This window comes from Shewanella sp. SP2S2-4 (assembly GCF_031932025.1).
GTDB lineage: Bacteria > Pseudomonadota > Gammaproteobacteria > Enterobacterales > Shewanellaceae > Shewanella > Shewanella baltica.
The window spans coordinates 215,995-232,672 of the sequence record NZ_JAUOER010000002.1; the positions used below are offsets into that span (position 1 = coordinate 215,995).

General features: G+C 46.4%; 17 protein-coding genes. 8 read left to right on the plus strand and 9 right to left on the minus strand.

Annotation, left to right across the window (positions count from 1 at the left end; genetic code table 11):
* The first annotated feature begins 29 nt into the window (after nucleotides 1-29).
* Nucleotides 30-2,615, plus strand: a complete 2,586-nt coding sequence (glnD, locus tag Q4Q54_RS02800; protein ID WP_311987645.1) for a bifunctional uridylyltransferase/uridylyl-removing protein GlnD — start codon at nucleotides 30-32, stop codon at nucleotides 2,613-2,615.
* Nucleotides 2,616-2,636: 21 nt separating this feature from the next.
* Nucleotides 2,637-3,461: a 2,3,4,5-tetrahydropyridine-2,6-dicarboxylate N-succinyltransferase gene (gene dapD / locus Q4Q54_RS02805; protein ID WP_006080976.1), complete on the plus strand. Its 825-nt coding sequence runs from the start codon at nucleotides 2,637-2,639 to the stop codon at nucleotides 3,459-3,461.
* A 128-nt stretch (nucleotides 3,462-3,589) separates the two neighbouring features.
* On the opposite strand, the gene Q4Q54_RS02810 is transcribed toward dapD, so the two are convergent.
* From Q4Q54_RS02810 to Q4Q54_RS02825, 4 genes are all read right to left on the minus strand, one after another.
* Entirely contained in the window at nucleotides 3,590-5,521 is a 1,932-nt protein-coding gene (locus Q4Q54_RS02810) for an HD domain-containing phosphohydrolase (protein ID WP_311987646.1), read from the minus strand.
* Nucleotides 5,522-5,712: 191 nt separating this feature from the next.
* Nucleotides 5,713-6,579 carry a formyltetrahydrofolate deformylase gene (gene purU / locus Q4Q54_RS02815; protein ID WP_012088721.1) on the minus strand — a complete coding sequence of 289 codons (867 nt, stop codon included), beginning with the start codon at nucleotides 6,577-6,579 and terminating at the stop codon, nucleotides 5,713-5,715.
* A 165-nt stretch (nucleotides 6,580-6,744) separates the two neighbouring features.
* Nucleotides 6,745-8,226 carry a PTS transporter subunit EIIC gene (locus Q4Q54_RS02820; protein WP_311987648.1) on the minus strand — a complete coding sequence of 494 codons (1,482 nt, stop codon included), beginning with the start codon at nucleotides 8,224-8,226 and terminating at the stop codon, nucleotides 6,745-6,747.
* Entirely contained in the window at nucleotides 8,178-8,642 is a 465-nt protein-coding gene (locus tag Q4Q54_RS02825; protein WP_011846344.1) for a flavodoxin, read from the minus strand. The genes Q4Q54_RS02820 and Q4Q54_RS02825 overlap by 49 nt, the downstream gene beginning before the upstream one ends.
* Nucleotides 8,643-8,763: 121 nt before the next feature.
* On the opposite strand from Q4Q54_RS02825, the gene Q4Q54_RS02830 reads away from it, so the two are divergent.
* On the plus strand, nucleotides 8,764-8,958 hold the full coding sequence (locus Q4Q54_RS02830; RefSeq protein ID WP_006080971.1) for a hypothetical protein: 195 nt from the start codon (nucleotides 8,764-8,766) through the stop codon (nucleotides 8,956-8,958).
* Nucleotides 8,959-9,169: 211 nt separating this feature from the next.
* Here Q4Q54_RS02830 and truC read toward each other — a convergent pair whose 3' ends face one another.
* A complete protein-coding gene (gene truC, locus Q4Q54_RS02835) occupies nucleotides 9,170-10,033 on the minus strand; it encodes a tRNA pseudouridine(65) synthase TruC (protein WP_259215446.1) in 864 nt (287 codons plus the stop codon).
* On the minus strand, nucleotides 10,020-10,340 hold the full coding sequence (locus Q4Q54_RS02840; protein ID WP_259569057.1) for a YqcC family protein: 321 nt from the start codon (nucleotides 10,338-10,340) through the stop codon (nucleotides 10,020-10,022). Before Q4Q54_RS02840 ends, truC begins: the two co-directional genes overlap by 14 nt.
* A 162-nt stretch (nucleotides 10,341-10,502) precedes the next feature.
* Between Q4Q54_RS02840 and Q4Q54_RS02845 the strand changes: the two genes are divergently transcribed.
* Entirely contained in the window at nucleotides 10,503-11,516 is a 1,014-nt protein-coding gene (locus tag Q4Q54_RS02845) for a DUF3549 family protein (RefSeq protein WP_311987650.1), read from the plus strand.
* On the plus strand, nucleotides 11,513-11,899 hold the full coding sequence (locus Q4Q54_RS02850) for a DUF3301 domain-containing protein (RefSeq protein WP_006080967.1): 387 nt from the start codon (nucleotides 11,513-11,515) through the stop codon (nucleotides 11,897-11,899). Before Q4Q54_RS02845 ends, Q4Q54_RS02850 begins: the two co-directional genes overlap by 4 nt.
* Nucleotides 11,900-13,609: 1,710 nt before the next feature.
* Here Q4Q54_RS02850 and Q4Q54_RS02855 read toward each other — a convergent pair.
* Nucleotides 13,610-13,915: a DUF962 domain-containing protein gene (locus Q4Q54_RS02855; protein WP_311987651.1), complete on the minus strand. Its 306-nt coding sequence runs from the start codon at nucleotides 13,913-13,915 to the stop codon at nucleotides 13,610-13,612.
* Nucleotides 13,899-14,546 (minus strand): GNAT family N-acetyltransferase, encoded by a 648-nt coding sequence (locus Q4Q54_RS02860; RefSeq protein ID WP_259482144.1) that lies wholly within the window; start codon nucleotides 14,544-14,546, stop codon nucleotides 13,899-13,901. Before Q4Q54_RS02860 ends, Q4Q54_RS02855 begins: the two co-directional genes overlap by 17 nt.
* Nucleotides 14,547-14,695: 149 nt before the next feature.
* Here Q4Q54_RS02860 and Q4Q54_RS02865 point away from each other — a divergent pair, with 149 nt between their 5' ends.
* The gene (locus tag Q4Q54_RS02865; RefSeq protein WP_012588139.1) at nucleotides 14,696-14,929 is read left to right on the plus strand and encodes a DUF2789 domain-containing protein; all 234 of its coding nucleotides are present in this window, start codon (nucleotides 14,696-14,698) and stop codon (nucleotides 14,927-14,929) included.
* A 10-nt stretch (nucleotides 14,930-14,939) separates the two neighbouring features.
* On the opposite strand, the gene Q4Q54_RS02870 is transcribed toward Q4Q54_RS02865, so the two are convergent.
* On the minus strand, nucleotides 14,940-15,347 hold the full coding sequence (locus Q4Q54_RS02870) for a DUF3192 domain-containing protein (protein ID WP_006080961.1): 408 nt from the start codon (nucleotides 15,345-15,347) through the stop codon (nucleotides 14,940-14,942).
* A gap of 164 nt (nucleotides 15,348-15,511) precedes the next feature.
* Between Q4Q54_RS02870 and Q4Q54_RS02875 the strand changes: the two genes are divergently transcribed.
* Both Q4Q54_RS02875 and Q4Q54_RS02880 read left to right on the plus strand, forming a co-directional pair.
* Nucleotides 15,512-15,895: a hypothetical protein gene (locus Q4Q54_RS02875; protein ID WP_311987652.1), complete on the plus strand. Its 384-nt coding sequence runs from the start codon at nucleotides 15,512-15,514 to the stop codon at nucleotides 15,893-15,895.
* On the plus strand, nucleotides 15,895-16,668 hold the full coding sequence (locus Q4Q54_RS02880; RefSeq protein WP_311987653.1) for a Zn-ribbon-containing protein: 774 nt from the start codon (nucleotides 15,895-15,897) through the stop codon (nucleotides 16,666-16,668). The genes Q4Q54_RS02875 and Q4Q54_RS02880 overlap by 1 nt, the downstream gene beginning before the upstream one ends.
* Nucleotides 16,669-16,678 lie beyond the last annotated feature (10 nt).

Consider the following 16,678-nt stretch of genomic DNA (forward strand, 5'->3'; position numbering starts at 1 on the left):
AACTAACAAGCATAAAAACAAGGGACTCGATGAATACAGCTCTGCTCGCTAAACAATCATTAATCGAACAGAATCAGACTCTTTTAGCCCGTTTCAAGGCTAAAACCCCGATTGAAGAGCTCGTCACGCAGCGCTGTCAATTTGTCGATGCCCTTGTCAAGCAAGCTTGGGAACAGCACGGACTAAGGGAATACGATATTGCCCTGATTGCCGTAGGCGGCTATGGCCGTGGGGAGCTGCATCCCCACTCAGATGTCGACTTGCTGTTCCTGTTTAATGATATTTTGTCACCCGCCGCCGAAGCGGCACTCAGTCAGTTTATTGCCTTTCTGTGGGATGCAAATCTAGAAATCGGCCACAGTGTCCGCACATTGAACGACACGATTGTCCTCGGTCGTGAAGACATCACCATAGCCACTAACTTATTAGAAGCCCGACTGCTCGAAGGGCCTGAGTTTTTATTCGACCAACTTTACGATGCCATTCGTCAGAGTGACTTTTGGACCTCAAGCGATTTTTTTATCGCAAAACGGGATGAGCAAAATGCCCGCCATGCCAGAGCCAGTGCCTTCGATTTAGAACCCAATATCAAGAGTTGCCCCGGTGGCCTTAGGGATATTCAAACCATTGCTTGGGTAGCCATGCGACACTTCGGCGCCGCTCGCCTCGAAGAATTAGTCCAATACGACTTTTTAGAGCAAGGTGAATTAGAAGAATTGCTCGAATGTCAGCACTTTTTATGGAAGCTGCGCTTTGCCCTGCACATGGTGGTGGGGCGCGATGAAAATCGCTTACTCTTTGATGTACAACGCCAAGTTGCCGAACTTATGGGCTATGAAGACGCCACCCAGCTTGCTGTTGAGCAGATGATGAAACGCTACTATCGCACGGTACGCCGAGTGATGGAGCTGAACGAAATGTTGCTGCAGCTATTTAAACGGGCAACATTGGGGCACACAAAAGCCTTAGAAATTCAATCGATAGACAAACACTACCAGCGCCGCGGCACCTTTATCGAAGCGCTCAGTGATGATCTGTTCGATAGCGGCGAAGAAATTGTGCGGCTATTTTTGTTGGTCGCTAAAAACTCCAACATTAAAGGCATTTACGCGCCAACACTGCGTTCACTGCGCCGTGCAAGACGCGCCCAGCCGCAAGCCTTGCAAGAAAACCCACTTTGCCGCCAAGCCTTTATGGAAATTTTGCGCCATCCTCGCGGCATTGTTGCCTTGTCTTTAATGCACAAACACGGCGTGTTATCGGCCTATTTACCGGCATGGCGAAATATTGAAGGTCAGATGCAGTTTGACCTGTTCCACGCCTACACAGTCGATGAACATACCCACAGATTGCTGCTCAATATTGAGCGTTTTTCTCAAGCCGAACAAAAAGAAGAATTTCCCTTAGGCTCGATTCTCATCAACCAACTGCCGAAAAAGGGCTTACTGGTATTAGGCGCGATCTTCCACGATATCGCCAAAGGCCGCGGTGGCGATCACAGTAAACTTGGCGGCGCCGACGCCCTCGCCTTTTGTAAGCTACACGGGTTAAACGATCACGATGGTCGTCTAGTCGCTTGGCTGGTCGAGAATCATCTGGTGATGTCTGTCACCGCCCAGCGCCGAGATATTTCCGATCCCGATGTGGTGGCCGATTTTGCCAATAAAGTCCGCGATGCTGTGCATTTAAGCTATCTGTACTGCTTAACCGTTGCTGATATCTGCGCCACCAACGAAAAAACGTGGAACAACTGGAAAGGCTCACTGCTGCGCGACTTGTACTTTTCGACCCAAAGGGTGCTCGCACGTGGTAAAGAAAAACCCGTCGACATTCGTGCCAGAGTACGTGAATACCAAGCCAAGGCGAAAAAAGAACTGCTGCGCCGTGGACTGAAAGAGAAAGATCTCGATACCCTGTGGCAACGTTTCAAGGCAGATTACTTTTTACGCCACCAGCCCAATCAAGTCGCGTGGCACGCCGAAGCGATTTTAAAGCATAAACAACAGGATGAGCCCTTAGTCTTAGTGTCCAAACACACGACTCGTGGTGGCACTGAGTTATTTGTCTATTGCCAAGACAGACCTAAATTGTTCGCAACTGTGATGGCGGTACTCGACAATAAAAATATCAACGTCCATGATGCCAACATCATGACGTCAAAAGACAATTATGCCCTCGATACCTTTGTGATCTTAGAGCAAGATGGCGCGCCCGTTAGCCAGCTGTCACGTATTCAAAGTATCCGTAAGGCGCTCGAAAAAGCCCTATCGAGCGACAGCCCAAAACTGCCACGCTTTAGAAAACTGTCGCGCAAGATGAAACCTTTTAATGTTCCGACACAAGTGAGTTTCCTCGAAAGCAGTCGTCATGGTACAAGTATGATGGAGCTTATCGCCTTAGATTCGCCAGGATTACTGGCAAAAGTCGGGGATATCTTTTACCGTTGCAACACGACGTTACTCGCGGCCAAGATCACCACCATTGGTGAGCGAGCCGAAGACTTTTTTATGCTGCAAACCAACGATGGCCTGCAGCTTAACGAAACCCAAGAGAATACCCTCAGGGACGCTTTAATCAGTGCCTTGAGTGCAAAGAATATCGAATCAGTTAATTAACGAGACCAGTGGGAGAAGTAAATGGAGGCTTTACGCCAACGTATTGAGGCGGCTTTTGAAGCTCGCGCCGACATCACGCCAAGCACAGTTGACGCCAGCGTGCGTGACGATGTGCAAAATGTCATCAATATGCTCGACAAAGGTGAAGTCCGTGTCGCCGAGAAAATCGACGGACAATGGCATGTACACCAGTGGCTGAAAAAGGCGGTATTACTGTCCTTCCGTATTTTCGATAACGTGGTTATCGATGGCGCCGAAACCAAATACTTCGACAAAGTGCCGTTAAAATTTGCCGAATATGATGAAGCTCGCTTTAAAGCGGAAGCCATTCGCGTGGTGCCTTCGGCTACAGTGCGTAAAGGCTCATTCATCGGTAAAAATACCGTGTTGATGCCATCCTATGTGAACTTAGGCGCCTATGTTGATGAAGGCACTATGGTTGACACTTGGGCGACCGTTGGCTCATGTGCACAAATCGGTAAAAACGTGCATTTATCTGGCGGCGTGGGTATTGGTGGCGTACTTGAGCCATTACAAGCGGGCCCAACCATCATCGAAGATAACTGCTTTATCGGTGCACGTTCTGAAATTGTTGAAGGCGTTGTGGTTGAAGAAGGCTCAGTGATTTCTATGGGCGTGTATATCGGCCAAAGCACTCGAATTTATGATCGCGAAACTGGCGAAGTGCATTACGGTCGTGTGCCAGCGGGGTCAGTCGTGGTTTCTGGCAACCTGCCGTCAGCCTGTGGCAAGTACAGCCTATATGCCGCCATTATCGTTAAGAAAGTGGATGCAAAAACCCGCGGTAAAGTGGGTATCAACGAATTACTGCGTATTGTTGATTAACAGTATTCGTTCGATAACATGAGTTACGTAAAAAGATGCCCTCGGGCATCTTTTTTATTGTCGGTAAAATTTAGCCTACAGTTGCGCTGTTATTATCAGGATTAAAAATAAAGTGTTTCATAAAGCACTTAAATCAATCTCTCAACTTCGCGGAAAGCGTTTCTTGTCATGGCAATGGCCCGCCAGCCGATAATCCCCAATGGCTGCTGTGCTTTGTTTATCACCACAAGATATTCTGAATCCAAAAGATTCAACTGCAATAAGGCATCTTCCGATGTCGCCACCTCACTGATGGTAGGCACCGAATGCTGCATGATCTGATGGGCTTTTTTATGTAAAGATGCCCTATCCTGCTCACGCTCAGCCGCTGTGCCAAGTAATGGGCTAAACCAATGCTCCAGCAATTGATGAGTGATCACGCCAATTATCTTATGTTGCTCATCTAATACCACAGCCACCTTAGCGCGAGCAGCAGTAAGCAAACGCTTAACGTCGGCTAATTCATGGTCGAGGGAAATCGTGACGAGAGGTTCAAGGGGCGCGGCACCAATATGATCGCTAATACTCAACTCACGATTAATCAAAATCGCTAAACAGGTTTCGACTATCTCAGGATCAAACAGAGTCCCTTTACCCGCACGCAGCACTTCGGTCATTTTCTCCAGCCCCAAAGATGGACGATAGGGCCTGTGGGATAATATCGAATCGGCAACATCGGCTACGGCAATAATTTTCGCCTCATAGAGAATGGCTTTATCCTTTAAACCCGCAGGATAGCCCGAGCCATCGAGCCGCTCATGATGCTGTAAAATCATCTCTTTAATGGGCCAAGGAAACTCCACATCCTCAATAATTTCAGCGCCATGGAGTGGATGGGTCTGTATTAATGCGTATTCTTCTTTTGAAAGCTTCGAAGGTTTGGTCAAGATCTGCGATGGAATGGCCAACTTGCCGATATCATGGACTAAGGCACCAATTTTAAGCCCTTCTAGGCGCTGGGGATCTAAGCCTAATTTCTCACCAATCAAATAACTTAATTGCGCCACCGACTTTTGATGCCCTGCGGTATAGGCATCTTTTAGTTCTAATGCCTCAGAAATGGCACTAATAAGCTGGGTTAACGACTGAGATAACTGCTCTTTTTGCGATTTAATGATTTTGGACTGGCGAGAAACAGCTCGCAATGTGCGTGGCAGTTCAATGCTGTGCCATAAAATGCTGGCAAAAGTCAGTAATGATCTCGCATCATTACGACTATAGGGCTCGTGACGGTCAACCACGCACACTATGCCGACCAAGCGGCTGCGAAACAAAATCGGCACCGCCAAGTAACGCCCCGCAAGTAACAATTTATCTAAGGGCAAATCCCCTAAGCGTCTTTGGGAGTCGGTTTGATTTTGGATGATCGGCTTATAATCTCGTACGCATTCGAGCCATACGCGGCTTTCAAGTTCTGACACTTGGGTATTATCTTCGATGAAATCGGCTTGATCCGCCTCTGCTTTGGAATAGTCGGAACGTGCCGCGAGTGTGAGTGTTTTTGATTTTTCGTTATGCAACAGAATAAAGCCATAGCGACTACCAGTGAGCGACATCGCCTTAGCGACTGCGACTTTGAATACTTCTTCTTGGGAGGATTTAATCACATCTTCAATATGTTGCAGCCAAGCATCGCTCGCTTGAATCGCTCGACGATAATCCGAATGCAGCTCCTTCATCTGCGGATCTTCAAAATTAATGTCAGATAGAATCAAATACCATCCCGTCTCAGGCAAAGAATGCAGCGCAAGATGCACACGTATGCCTCTATGATCTTGGAGTTGAAAACCAAGCTCTTGCCCACGTCGCCTTACAATATCGGCGCACAACTCGGCATTAAAGGCACTAAACAATTGGCTGATGGGTTGATTAATGATTTGCGCCGCCGAACGTTTACAACGCCGGTAAAAGGCTTGGCTCATCCGTAGCACGCGAAATTGCTCATCAAGCTGTGCCCAAGACAAATTCAAACTATCGGGCAAGTCTTTCATTCCAACGATAAGGCTTTGACTAGTTGACATCCAGCACTCCAGTCTTTGATTAGAGCATGGGCGACACGCTTTAGCGTGATATTCGCCCGAATGTGAGCACTATAAAATCTCCAATAAACATAATGATAGCTGATCCCATGACATACGCTGATTAAAATAGGCTGAGCTGAATGTCATGTTATCGCTACGCTTGTCATTACCTTAGCGCGACTGCCTACGCTTTAGAAGACGATCGTTTTATTGCCGTACACGACCACTTGCTCGTTAAGCACTAACTGCAGCGCTTTGCTCAGCACACTCTTTTCTACATCGCGCCCAGCGCGTGCCATTTCTAAGGCGCTATAACTGTGATCGACGGGAATCACGTCCTGCTTGATGATCGGCCCTTCATCGAGGCAATTATTCACAAAATGCGCCGTCGCACCGATAATTTTCACCCCGCGCTCCCAAGCCTGACGATAGGGTGCTGCGCCAATAAAAGCAGGTAAGAAAGAATGGTGAATGTTGATGATGCGATTAGGATATTGCGCCACAAAATCAGGCGTTAATACCCGCATGTACTTAGCCAAGACTAAATAATCGGGTTCGTATTGAGATACCGCAGCCAACAGTGCTTGCTCGTGTTGAATTCGGTCTAAGCCTTCGTGACTCACCAGATGAAAGGGAATGTTAAATTTTTCGGCCAGTTCGCGCAGCGCATCATGGTTGCCCACCACAGCGGCAATCTCGACACTTAAACCACCGTAATAGGCTTTCATCAACAGATCGCCTAAACAGTGCGCTTCTTTCGTCACTAACACCACAATGCGTTTCTTGCCAGCGCTGACCAAGGTCATGTGATTCTTAGCAGGCAGCACGTCGCGCAGATCCTGCAATAACTGTTCGCTGTTAAAAATGCCCTCTAACTCAGTTCGCATAAAGAAACGCCCTTGGGCATTATCCACAAACTCACTGTTTTTGATGATATTCAGTTTATGGGTAAAACAAACACTGGTGATTTTGGCGATGAGGCCTTGGGCATCGGCGCAATCCGTCAGTAAGATTTTACGTTCTATGGATGGCGAAGTATTACCGCGAGTTTCAGTCATTTGTTGCAAAGTTGGATCTCCTATATTGTCCCTACATCGAGTTTGCCATAGCAAATCGTGCTGAACAGCATGAAAATCCTATAATGCGAAAATAAAAATGACATTTCAGAGGCTTGAATCAATAAAATGTAAAAATTAAGCAGTTAATTTTGTAAAAATATAATCCTAGCGGCGAGTATCTAAGTAACGCTGCAATACCTTACGCAAGGTTTCGGCCTTAGTGCCATAAACCACCTGCACACCTTTGCCCATCACAATTACGCCCTTAGCGCCCAACTGACTCAAACGCACCTTATTGACTAACTCTGGCTTATGTACGCTCAAGCGTAACCGAGTCAAACAGGCATTCAGCTCAACAATATTGTCACGCCCACCAAGCGCCGCGATAATCGCCCGTAAACTTTCTTTAGGTCCTTTACTGTCGTTATGCTCAAGCCTGCCGGGCGTTTTCAAATTAAAGGCTAAAATACTCAACCTAAACAACAGGTAATATATGATGGCGGTCAAAGGTCCGAGGAAAACAAACCAGCTGGCATTACGGGACAATGGAAATAACAGCGTAAAGTCCACCAGCCCTTGGGAGAACACTATGCTGTGGTGAATATCGAGCATGATACAGACAAAGTAAGCGAGCCCAGTGAGTAAGGCGTGAATGATAAATAGGATTGGCGCCACAAACATAAAGGCAAATTCGATAGGTTCAGTCACCCCTGTTAACCAACTAGCCGCCCCCGCCGAGAGCATAATGCCCGCCACGCGATTACGCTCAGAAGGATCGGCGCAGCGCCACATTGCCAGCGCCGCCGCAGGTAATCCCCACATTTTAATCAGGTAACCACCAGCAAGGTTTCCCGCCTGCGGATCGCCCGCTAAATAACGCGCCACCTCACCACGGACGACTTCATGCCCTAATAACTGATATTGGCCCACTTCTAAGTAAAAAGGCGCGTTCCAAATATGGTGCAACCCAAGGGGAATAAGTAACCGCTCTAATGCGCCATACACGCCAAAAGCAATGGCCGGTTTTTGATAAACAGCCCAGTCAGATACCCGCTCAATCAATAGCGCTAAGGGTGGCCACACATGGGCGAGCACATATCCTAAGCCCATCGCTAAGGGAATAATCAGCAAAGATGCACTGCGGCGTCCCTCAAAGAAGGAGAAAATTGCAGGCAAACGTATATATTGACTCCAGCGCACCGCAAGACAAGTAATACCGCCGAGCATCATGCCACCCGCAATCCCCGTATCTAAGGTATCCATTCCCAATAGAGGTTGGGTTGGAAGTCGGTACAAATCAGCCAGTGCGGCTAATGTCGCCGTCATCACCCCATAACCAAACACAGCTGTAAAGGCGGCAATGCCTTGATCGCGGCAAAAGCCAATAGCGACCGCCACGGCAAATAACATCGGCATGATGGCGAAAATGAGTTTGCCCACCGCCAACATCAACACTGTCAGCTCTTCGGGCATAAAAGGAATAGGACTAACGGTGAGGCCAAGCATGACCCCAGCGGCGGGTAAAATGGCAATAGGAATAAGCAGCGCTTGGCTTAAGCGCTGGGCAAATTTAAACCACTGCTGAGTAACGAAACTGCCTAAGCGACGAGCTCGGTTTTGACGACTTGATTCCAGCGTTCTAGCCATTTTATCGCTTCAACCTCAGGTTCCATGGTTTCACAGGCATCGATTTCTAATAATTCTACAAGTGGTTTAGCGCCAAGCTCACTCAAGAGCACGTCTACAGCCCTACCTGCGCCACAGAAGGTTTCATAACTTGAATCACCCAGTGCGATCACACTGTAGTTAAGCGCGGGTAAATAGGGCGCAAGATTTTTAAGATTATGATACCAAGGCTGAATATCTTCGGGTAAGTCCCCTTGGCCCGTCGTAGAAGTCACCACTACTAACAATTCATCCTGCGGAGGAATAAAGCTGGCTACGTCATTTGGTTGCCACAATGTTACATCATAACCTAAAACTTGCATTTCTTTCTCTAGGGTTTCGGCGGCAAATTGTGCACTACCATAGACAGTGCCAAACACCAGATTCACCTTTTTCATGATACACTCCACATTGCGTTGCAAACCTTATTAGGCTGACCTTACTTTATTGTTCAGCGGATGGGCAAGCTAAGGCGCAAAATTTTTATAAATCAAGTCATTGAGCATGAGGAAATATCTGATGCGACAGTCCACCCGCCAAAAACACCTCAAGCAACACCACAAAACAACCCATATTCGACGTAAAAATTATTTCCACTCCGCCCAGCAAAATCTCACATCGCCACTCGCGCCTACCTCTGGATTCTCAACCTTAGCCGTCATGATGCAAGAATTGCGTCCACAAACCGCACAAACACCGCAACGCCTCGACTAATTACCGCCAGACTCATTTTGATTGGACAGTTTTAATTGAACCGTTTTAATTGAACAATGTTGATTCGACCGTTATGGGTTCGATAGTTTTGATTCGATTGCTTAGTGTCAATAACCAAGCCAAGCGAATGACTTTTGATGCCACTCACTTGGCTGACTGCCAATTATGTCGAGATTGTCTCAGTTGAGTTTGGCAGAGTTAAGCTCATGAGTTACGCATTTCCAGCTGGTATTTCATCCGTGGCGATTAACAACTCAGCCTGTTGACTTAAGGTCGCCTCGTCCCAACCTAGCTCGGCAAACACGGTTTCCCACTCAGGCTCAAGCTCGGTTTCTATGCTGAGCCGAACTTGAGTCACAGGATGGGTGAAGCTGAGCTTTTTCGCGATAAGCCACAGGCGATTAATGCCAAAATGCTCGCGGAAAAACGCATTTTGCTTACCATCACCATGGGTGGTATCACCGACAATAGGATGACGTAGATGCGCCATATGTCTTCTGAGCTGATGTTTACGCCCCGTTTTAGGGCTCAAGCGTACCAGTGCAAATCGGCTAGTGGGATATCGGCCTGACGGATACGGAATCTCAGTATTGAGTAATGGCTCATAAGCCGTCACAGCTTCCTGCGCGGCTTTGTTAGGATCGGCATTCTTATCGCCCAACTCATCTAACTCAACCTTAAGCGCATAGTCTAAAATACCGCTCTCATGCATATTACCGCGCACTAAAGCCAAATATTGTTTTTCAATCGTATGGGAAGCAAATTGCTCACACAGTGCATTGGCGACTTCACTACTCTTGGCAAACAAGAGCACACCAGATGTCGGCCTGTCGAGACGATGTACGGGGAACACATGACAGCCGACTAAGTCGCGGGTCAACTGCATGGCAAAAAATCGCTCCCGACGCGCTAAATAACTGCGGTGGACCAATAAGCCTGCAGGTTTATGAATTGCCACTAAGTGCTCATCTTCATAAAGAATTTCAATCTCAGGCGCCTGCTCTTCTGAGTCATCCTCTTGGGATGCATTCAGTGCATTTTCAGGCGTTTCAAGCCAGATATCATCTTGATTCATTTAACAACATATCCAATTCATTCAATACACCAATCAGAGCTTGGCGCGGGGGCATATCCAGCCAAACATGTTCAGCCATAGGGGCTATCGCAATTTGCGTCGGCAATGGCGCACCCGTTTCGATTAAAGTCTGCATTCTAGGCAGTAAAATAAACTGCAACCACTGCTCAAGGGGCATAAGATCACAGGCAAAAGGCGCTGTGCTTGCCATTGCTGTGGCAGAAGGCGCCTGCTCAGACCACAACTCGGCCGCTTGCAGCGCTTGGGCAATCTGAGCCAATTTAGCTTGGGTTTGACTGTATAACATAGCTTTCAGATCCATTCTCATGTTAGCCACTGTGATTGAAGAACTTGCCACAATCCACAGGCCGAATAGGTCGATTAAAGTGCCGCAATCATACCATCCAGACGCACTTCCCCCTATAATGGCGCCAATTTATTGAGCCTCTTTGATTGATATGGCAGCCAAATGACTGAAATTACAACTTTAAGCCAGTTTTTAACCACAGCCAAAACCCAGTTCCAAGTGTATGATCTTGGCCGTAAGGTGCAACATATTGATATGCTCGCGTTTCACCAAATAGAATCTCTGTCTACCCCTTATCCTTACCCGATTCAAGGACATGCGCAGTTTGCTATCGTCTTTTGGGATGCGAGTCAGCAACACTTTATTTGGTTTCTAAAACTGGCCTTAGATGAGCAAGGATTACTGTCGCCTGCACCGCGCTCACAATTTATCGAAATGATATTAGCGGCATTAGGGCAAGATCCCACTCAGCCACTCAGTGATGAGCAGCAAGAACGACTCGCGAATAATCCGTTTAACTTCAAGCCAAGCCAAGAAAAACTCGCCGTATTCAACGCGCTTGTTCGTAAACAACTCGGCCAACGCGCGTCATCGCAATACGAATTTGCCGTGCAATACCTGTCAGGCCAAGTAGCCCCAGCACAATGGCAACATATTGGGATGCAAGGCATAGCCGATGTATGTGCGCGCGCAAATGAATTTGATCATGAGCAGCACTTAGTATCGAGCTTTGATACAGCCGCCATTGAAGTGCAAATCGCCCTATGTCAATGTCTTGAACACTTACTGATTAGCAACACACTCGCCGATAAAATTCTCGCAAAACTTCAAGATGCAGCCCCAGAGCACCAAGCCTATTTCCTACGGGCTTTGGCTTCTAGCGCCAAACACAGCCAACAAGCGTTTGAGCATCTACACGGCCAAGCCTCTTTAGATACCAATGCCCTCATCAGTATTGCCGGACGTAACTGGTCGGTATTAAAACAAGATTCAAGTCGCAGTCTTTACTTAGAAGCCCTAGCACTGCAGCCCCAAGCCTTTTTTAATCAGGTCTTTGCTGATATTGTGGCTATTCCTAGTTTGCGCAATCAACTACTAGGTGAGTTAAGAAATCCCAATCGAAGCATTCAACTATCACAAGCCATAGGTGGTTTGTTTAAGGCAGCAAGCAAATGATGTCAGATTTACTGTTAATTATTGGCCTCGTCGTGATTGCCGCATTTTTTTGGCAGTTACGCCAAATGGCAGAGCTGAGCCGTATTTTTGCCGAAAAAGAATGCTGGCGACAAAAAGTGCAACTGTTAGCCATAGCAATGGAAACCGCCCGCCCAAGTATTGGCGGCACCACGGGGATTTGTTGGAAAGCGAAATATTTATTTGAATTCAGCACCGACGGTATTAACCAGTACAGTGGCCATATTTGGATGCAAGGTAAGAAAATTCAAAAAATAGAATGGCCTATCTTCCCAGAGCCCGAATGGCAAGAGGCGCCGACAGCGCAGGGGAAATTTGGCGGTTGTGGTACGCAAAGCGGCTGTAGCTCAGGCAAATGCCATTAAGCTTTTATCGACAATGTTGGCTCAAATAAGCTGTTCGCCAGAATTGAGAATAATCAGTTATTCTGTGGTGCTGAAAAATAACTCACTGTAAAAGTTAAAAAAGAAAGGGCGCGGCCCTAAAGCCACGCCCTCCTATTCTCTGTTAAGCTATCCCGCTATTTTTGTGCTCCCTGCACCATCCATGCGTCAATCTGCGTCCTGCTTCATCCCTGCTCAATCCTTGAGGTCCCTGTACTCATGTACTTCCCTATATCTTGGTCATCCAGTCCCAAGCTTGCTCTTTCCTGAGCGGTTCCATCATCATCCATGAAACGGGTATTGCATCCATTCAATTGCACTCCCTGTGCCATTGCTATCCTATGCAATGAGTCTATCAATCCTTGATAGTCTCCCTTCCTTGGTATTGGCTATCTTTCATCCTGAAAGGCCTATATCCCTATTCCTTAAGTCACATTCCTTAGTCACTGTTCGATCATCCTGATCGCCAACATCCTGTTGCCCGTCACTCCTTCTACAAAATGAATTCTACGCCAACCAACAAAAGTACTCATTGCGGATTATTTAAAATGTTAACGAAAATAGTGAGCTTAACTGATGAAAAATAGACTAACCGGCTGATATAAATAAAAATAATAACCAAAACCAAGACATAACCACCCCTTTAACTTACAAATTACTTACATACTTGTGAGAGATCTCTTACACGGAGGATGGCAATTCGAATCAAAAGTAAGCAAAGCGCTAGATGTTCTCCCCTGAAGGACTTATGCATAAACCGCTATCGCTCAAAGTTCGACAAGCATTCGGCGCATGACCAGAAAAAAATTATTAAGCAATAAGAGAAGTAAGACTGGTAAACATGCTTTGCGGTGAGAAGTCTTTAAGCAGAGTTACAAAGTCAATGTGAATAGCGTTATAGCTTGGCAAAGCGAGATTAATACTGAAAATGAACCAAAGAAAAGGGCGCAACTAAAGTGCGCCCCATTTATCCTTTGTAAGCCGTCCTGCTCGATTTGTGCTCCCTGCACCATCCATGCGTCTGCTTGCGTCCTGCGTCGTCCCTGTAATCCCTTTTCGTCCCTGTGTATCAAACTTGCGTGAGATAACACTCAGTCCTTTGACCTGTAAATCCATTTTACAGAGCCTGTCACTTCCTATGACTTTTTCCTATTGCATCCTGCAAAAATTTGTCTTCCATAGAGTAGTACAAGCTGTTCACCCTTATACTTTATCCTTGTCTCGACACATCCTGTCTCGAGTTCATGCTTAATCCTTAAGCGTGTCCTGTATTCTTCCTGAAATTCATCATCCTGACGATACGACTCACTGTCTCTAATCATCCTTGAAAAGCAATCCTGCTTTTCCTTAGCCTATCCTAGGCGAATGACAGTTTTCCTACCGTCAGCGATTTCAACCTTGAAATCTTAATTCGTTGCTTCTTGCGTCCCTTTGGCCTGTTTCGCTTTCCTTGCTATCCATTTGCTTTGGCCATGAGTGAATTCTACGTTAACCATGACTTTTTTGTTCGGCTCAAAGAACGGACTACAAAAGAAATTACGGTCAAACATAAACTAAATAAACATAAGCAAATGATTCTATTTAAAATTAAACATAAGAGAACAAAAAACAATCAAAAAGAAAACATTATGTCCTACAGCGTTTGTAAGCGATCTCTCACACGGGCATGGGCATCTCACTCGGACGGCTTTTTTAACGCTTAAAAAAGCCGCTGATCATCTGAGCAAACATTATCCAATCAGCCATCAAACTGTAAAAGGGATACTGAAATGTCGCGGGTCGATTCTTCTCGAATACTAAGTGTCCCACCCACGCAAAACCGTAGCCAACGACCGGAATAAACCAACATAGCCACCAGGCTTGTGAAACCAAGGCAATGCCAATCAGCAGCAGGACTAAACAACTGCCAATAAAGTGTAATTGCCGGCAAGTCGGGTGCTGATGTTGGGATAAATAGAAAGGATAGAAATCGGCGAACCGTTTATAAGAGTGAGTCATCTTGTTGAACCGAATAGAATAATAACTGACCATGGACACTGCCGATATTGAGCTCGCCTAAAGAGACAAAATCATGCTGGGTAAATAACTGCAGATGGCTCTCCTGGGCGGCAAACACGCCAATACCATCCAAATCCGGCTGTTCATCACACCAACTCACTACCGCTTGCACTAACTTATGTCCGAGTCCTTTGTGCTGCTCGTTCGGTGCAAGGGCGATAAACTGCAAAATACCGCAGTGCTTACTGGGTAAGAGTTCGACAATACTGGACTCTTTTTTCATCAACGCTTGGGTCGATTGCCAGCCAGTACCTAACAACATCTTTAAGCGCCAATGCCAGTAACGCCCTTCTCCCAAAGGCACTTCTTGCGTTACCACACAGGCTAAACCAACCAGTCTTTCATGGTCGAACAAACCTATGAGTGCTTGTTTTTGTTGCCATAACGTATTGAGTTCTTCGCGGATCGCGGCGCGCAGTTTTTGCTCGTAAGCGGCTTTATCTGAGGTAAAAAGTGAATCGACAAAAAAAGGGTCATCATGATAAGCGTTGTAGAGGATAGAGGCGGCAATGCGTAAGTCTTCCGCGGTCAAATAGACTGCACGGCAGTCTTCCAAGGTTTCATTGTCCATTATTAGTATTCCTTGACTTAGCTCACACTTTTTATGAGTAACAATTAATTTACCAAGGAAACGGAAAAGTGCAAATTTTAATCATAGATTGCATTTTTCAATCAGGCGCTTACTCTAAACGAAGGCACTATACTGAAAAGGAAATAATGATGGATACAACTCCAGTAGACCTAAGCCACTTATTCGAGCAACTCGGTTTAGACAGTAGCGATGAAGCCATAGCGCAATTTATTGCAACCCATGACATCGACCATCACATCCATCTAAGCCAAGCGCCCTTTTGGACCCCAGCTCAAAAGAGCTTTATCATCGAAGGCCTAGAAGCTGATGCCCTCTGGACTGAGCCCATTGAGCAACTAGATACTCAGCTACGTAAGCTATAAAACTCGCGGGTTAAATTTTACTGTAAGCCGTTTCACCCCAACCCACTAAGGCATTGTTGCTCAGCACGATAGGTGTGCATTCATCCTTAGTGGTTTTTCCATCGCCATTATTGCGCTGGGTACGATAAAACAACACTAAGACTTCTTTATTCGATTCACCTTGTTGAGCACTTTGTTGAATGTAGGCTTCACTAAAATCAGCGGTGCCCATTAAGATCATCACTTGGTCTTTGGGCATCCCTAAACTCAGTTTGGTTAAGTTCGTGCGGTTTTTATCCTGCACTTTCTCCCATGATTCGCTGCTATCCCAACCCGATTCGCCATCACCGACATTGACCACACAGCCGCTAAGACCTAAGCTTGCAAGCCCTAAAAAAGTGATGGCGATAAGTTTGTTATTCAATTTGTGGTTAATCATGTGACATCCTGTGTGATTATTATTTTTGCTTGAAAAAGCGATTTAGGCAGGACAATAAGCAAAATAGATGCCAAATGACAACACATTGTTTTTAAATGAAAAAACTTACGAAACCTTTTGAGATTAGTTTAAATCATTCAACAAATTAAGGAATTTTGCTAATTATGAGTCCACTTGACCAAGTATTAGCGGCTGCACGTTCGCTCGAAGCCTGCGGTAAAGTACCGAGCCTTGCCTTAATTAAAACCCGTTTAGGTAGCAGCCTACCTTTACCGATATTGATCCAAGGCTTGCAGCAATTTAAATCTATGCCTAAGGCGGATCGCGAGCGTTTAGCCGAGTTACAAGCCCTCAGCCCGACAATCGAAGCCGCAGCAACTAACGATACCTTGACGCTTGCGCTGCTTGCCGAGCGTCTGCAGATACAACAGACGCATTTTGAGCGTCATGCTGAGCAGCAAAAAGCAGAAATCATGCAATTGAAAAACGAACTGCTTGAACTAAAACAACGCATCAACTTATTAGAATCCCAAGGAAAAACCGCTTAATGTTTGTCACTGAACTGCGCTTCGAATGCTTCGCCGACACCACTATCTCTGCCGCCGAAAAAGCCATTAATCAGCTCCTTGAAGCCTATCGAGCTAATGGCCAAATCTTAGGGCGAGAATTTGCGGTCGCCTTTAATGACGGTGAGTTTAGAGTGCGTTTACTGATGCCAGAGAAAAGCAGTTTAGCGCATAAATATCACAGCCCTTGGGTCAAAAAAGCCTTAGCAGAGTTAACCGACGCTAAGCTACTCGCGCCGCGAGAAAAGTTTATCGGTCAGGACATTAATTCTGAGGTCAGCAATACTGACACACCCAGCTGGCAACTGCTGTATACCAGCTTTGTGCACATGTGCTCGCCCCTGCGCAGCGGCGATAATCTACTGCCCATTCCCTTATATCGACTTCCAGCAACCTTTAATGGCGATCACAAACGCATTATCCGTTGGCAGAGCGAATGGCAAGCCTGTGACGAGTTACAAATGGCGGCGGCCACCAAAGCAGAATTTGCCGCACTTGAGGAATTATCGAGTCCAGACAGTGATTTATTTCGCAGAGGTTGGGATTTGCGCGGCCGTATCGAATATCTCACTAAAATTCCGACCTATTACTACTTATACCGCGTCGGCGGCCAAGATTTGGCCTCAGAAAAAGCGCGACCTTGCCCACGTTGTGGCAGTCATGATTGGAAACTCGATAAACCTTTATTGGATATGTTCCACTTTCGCTGCGAGCCTTGCCGCATAGTATCGAATCTGTCTTGGGATCATCAGTAACATCATCTTA

Bases quoted from the DNA above. Each gene is read 5' to 3' on its own strand.
- Q4Q54_RS02810 (WP_311987646.1), bottom strand. From the start codon at position 5,521: ATGTCAACTAGTCAAAGCCTTATCGTTGGAATGAAAGACTTGCCCGAT.
- Q4Q54_RS02820 (WP_311987648.1), bottom strand. From the start codon at position 8,226: ATGGCTAGAACGCTGGAATCAAGTCGTCAAAACCGAGCTCGTCGCTTA.
- Q4Q54_RS02870 (WP_006080961.1), bottom strand. From the start codon at position 15,347: ATGATTAACCACAAATTGAATAACAAACTTATCGCCATCACTTTTTTA.
- Q4Q54_RS02840 (WP_259569057.1), bottom strand. From the start codon at position 10,340: ATGTTATACAGTCAAACCCAAGCTAAATTGGCTCAGATTGCCCAAGCG.
- Q4Q54_RS02860 (WP_259482144.1), bottom strand. From the start codon at position 14,546: ATGGACAATGAAACCTTGGAAGACTGCCGTGCAGTCTATTTGACCGCG.
- Q4Q54_RS02880 (WP_311987653.1), top strand. From the start codon at position 15,895: ATGTTTGTCACTGAACTGCGCTTCGAATGCTTCGCCGACACCACTATC.
- Q4Q54_RS02830 (WP_006080971.1), top strand. From the start codon at position 8,764: ATGCGACAGTCCACCCGCCAAAAACACCTCAAGCAACACCACAAAACA.
- Q4Q54_RS02850 (WP_006080967.1), top strand. From the start codon at position 11,513: ATGATGTCAGATTTACTGTTAATTATTGGCCTCGTCGTGATTGCCGCA.
- glnD (WP_311987645.1), top strand. From the start codon at position 30: ATGAATACAGCTCTGCTCGCTAAACAATCATTAATCGAACAGAATCAG.
- purU (WP_012088721.1), bottom strand. From the start codon at position 6,579: ATGACTGAAACTCGCGGTAATACTTCGCCATCCATAGAACGTAAAATC.
- Q4Q54_RS02855 (WP_311987651.1), bottom strand. From the start codon at position 13,915: ATGACTCACTCTTATAAACGGTTCGCCGATTTCTATCCTTTCTATTTA.
- Q4Q54_RS02875 (WP_311987652.1), top strand. From the start codon at position 15,512: ATGAGTCCACTTGACCAAGTATTAGCGGCTGCACGTTCGCTCGAAGCC.
- dapD (WP_006080976.1), top strand. From the start codon at position 2,637: ATGGAGGCTTTACGCCAACGTATTGAGGCGGCTTTTGAAGCTCGCGCC.
- truC (WP_259215446.1), bottom strand. From the start codon at position 10,033: ATGAATCAAGATGATATCTGGCTTGAAACGCCTGAAAATGCACTGAAT.
- Q4Q54_RS02845 (WP_311987650.1), top strand. From the start codon at position 10,503: ATGACTGAAATTACAACTTTAAGCCAGTTTTTAACCACAGCCAAAACC.
- Q4Q54_RS02825 (WP_011846344.1), bottom strand. From the start codon at position 8,642: ATGAAAAAGGTGAATCTGGTGTTTGGCACTGTCTATGGTAGTGCACAA.
- Q4Q54_RS02865 (WP_012588139.1), top strand. From the start codon at position 14,696: ATGGATACAACTCCAGTAGACCTAAGCCACTTATTCGAGCAACTCGGT.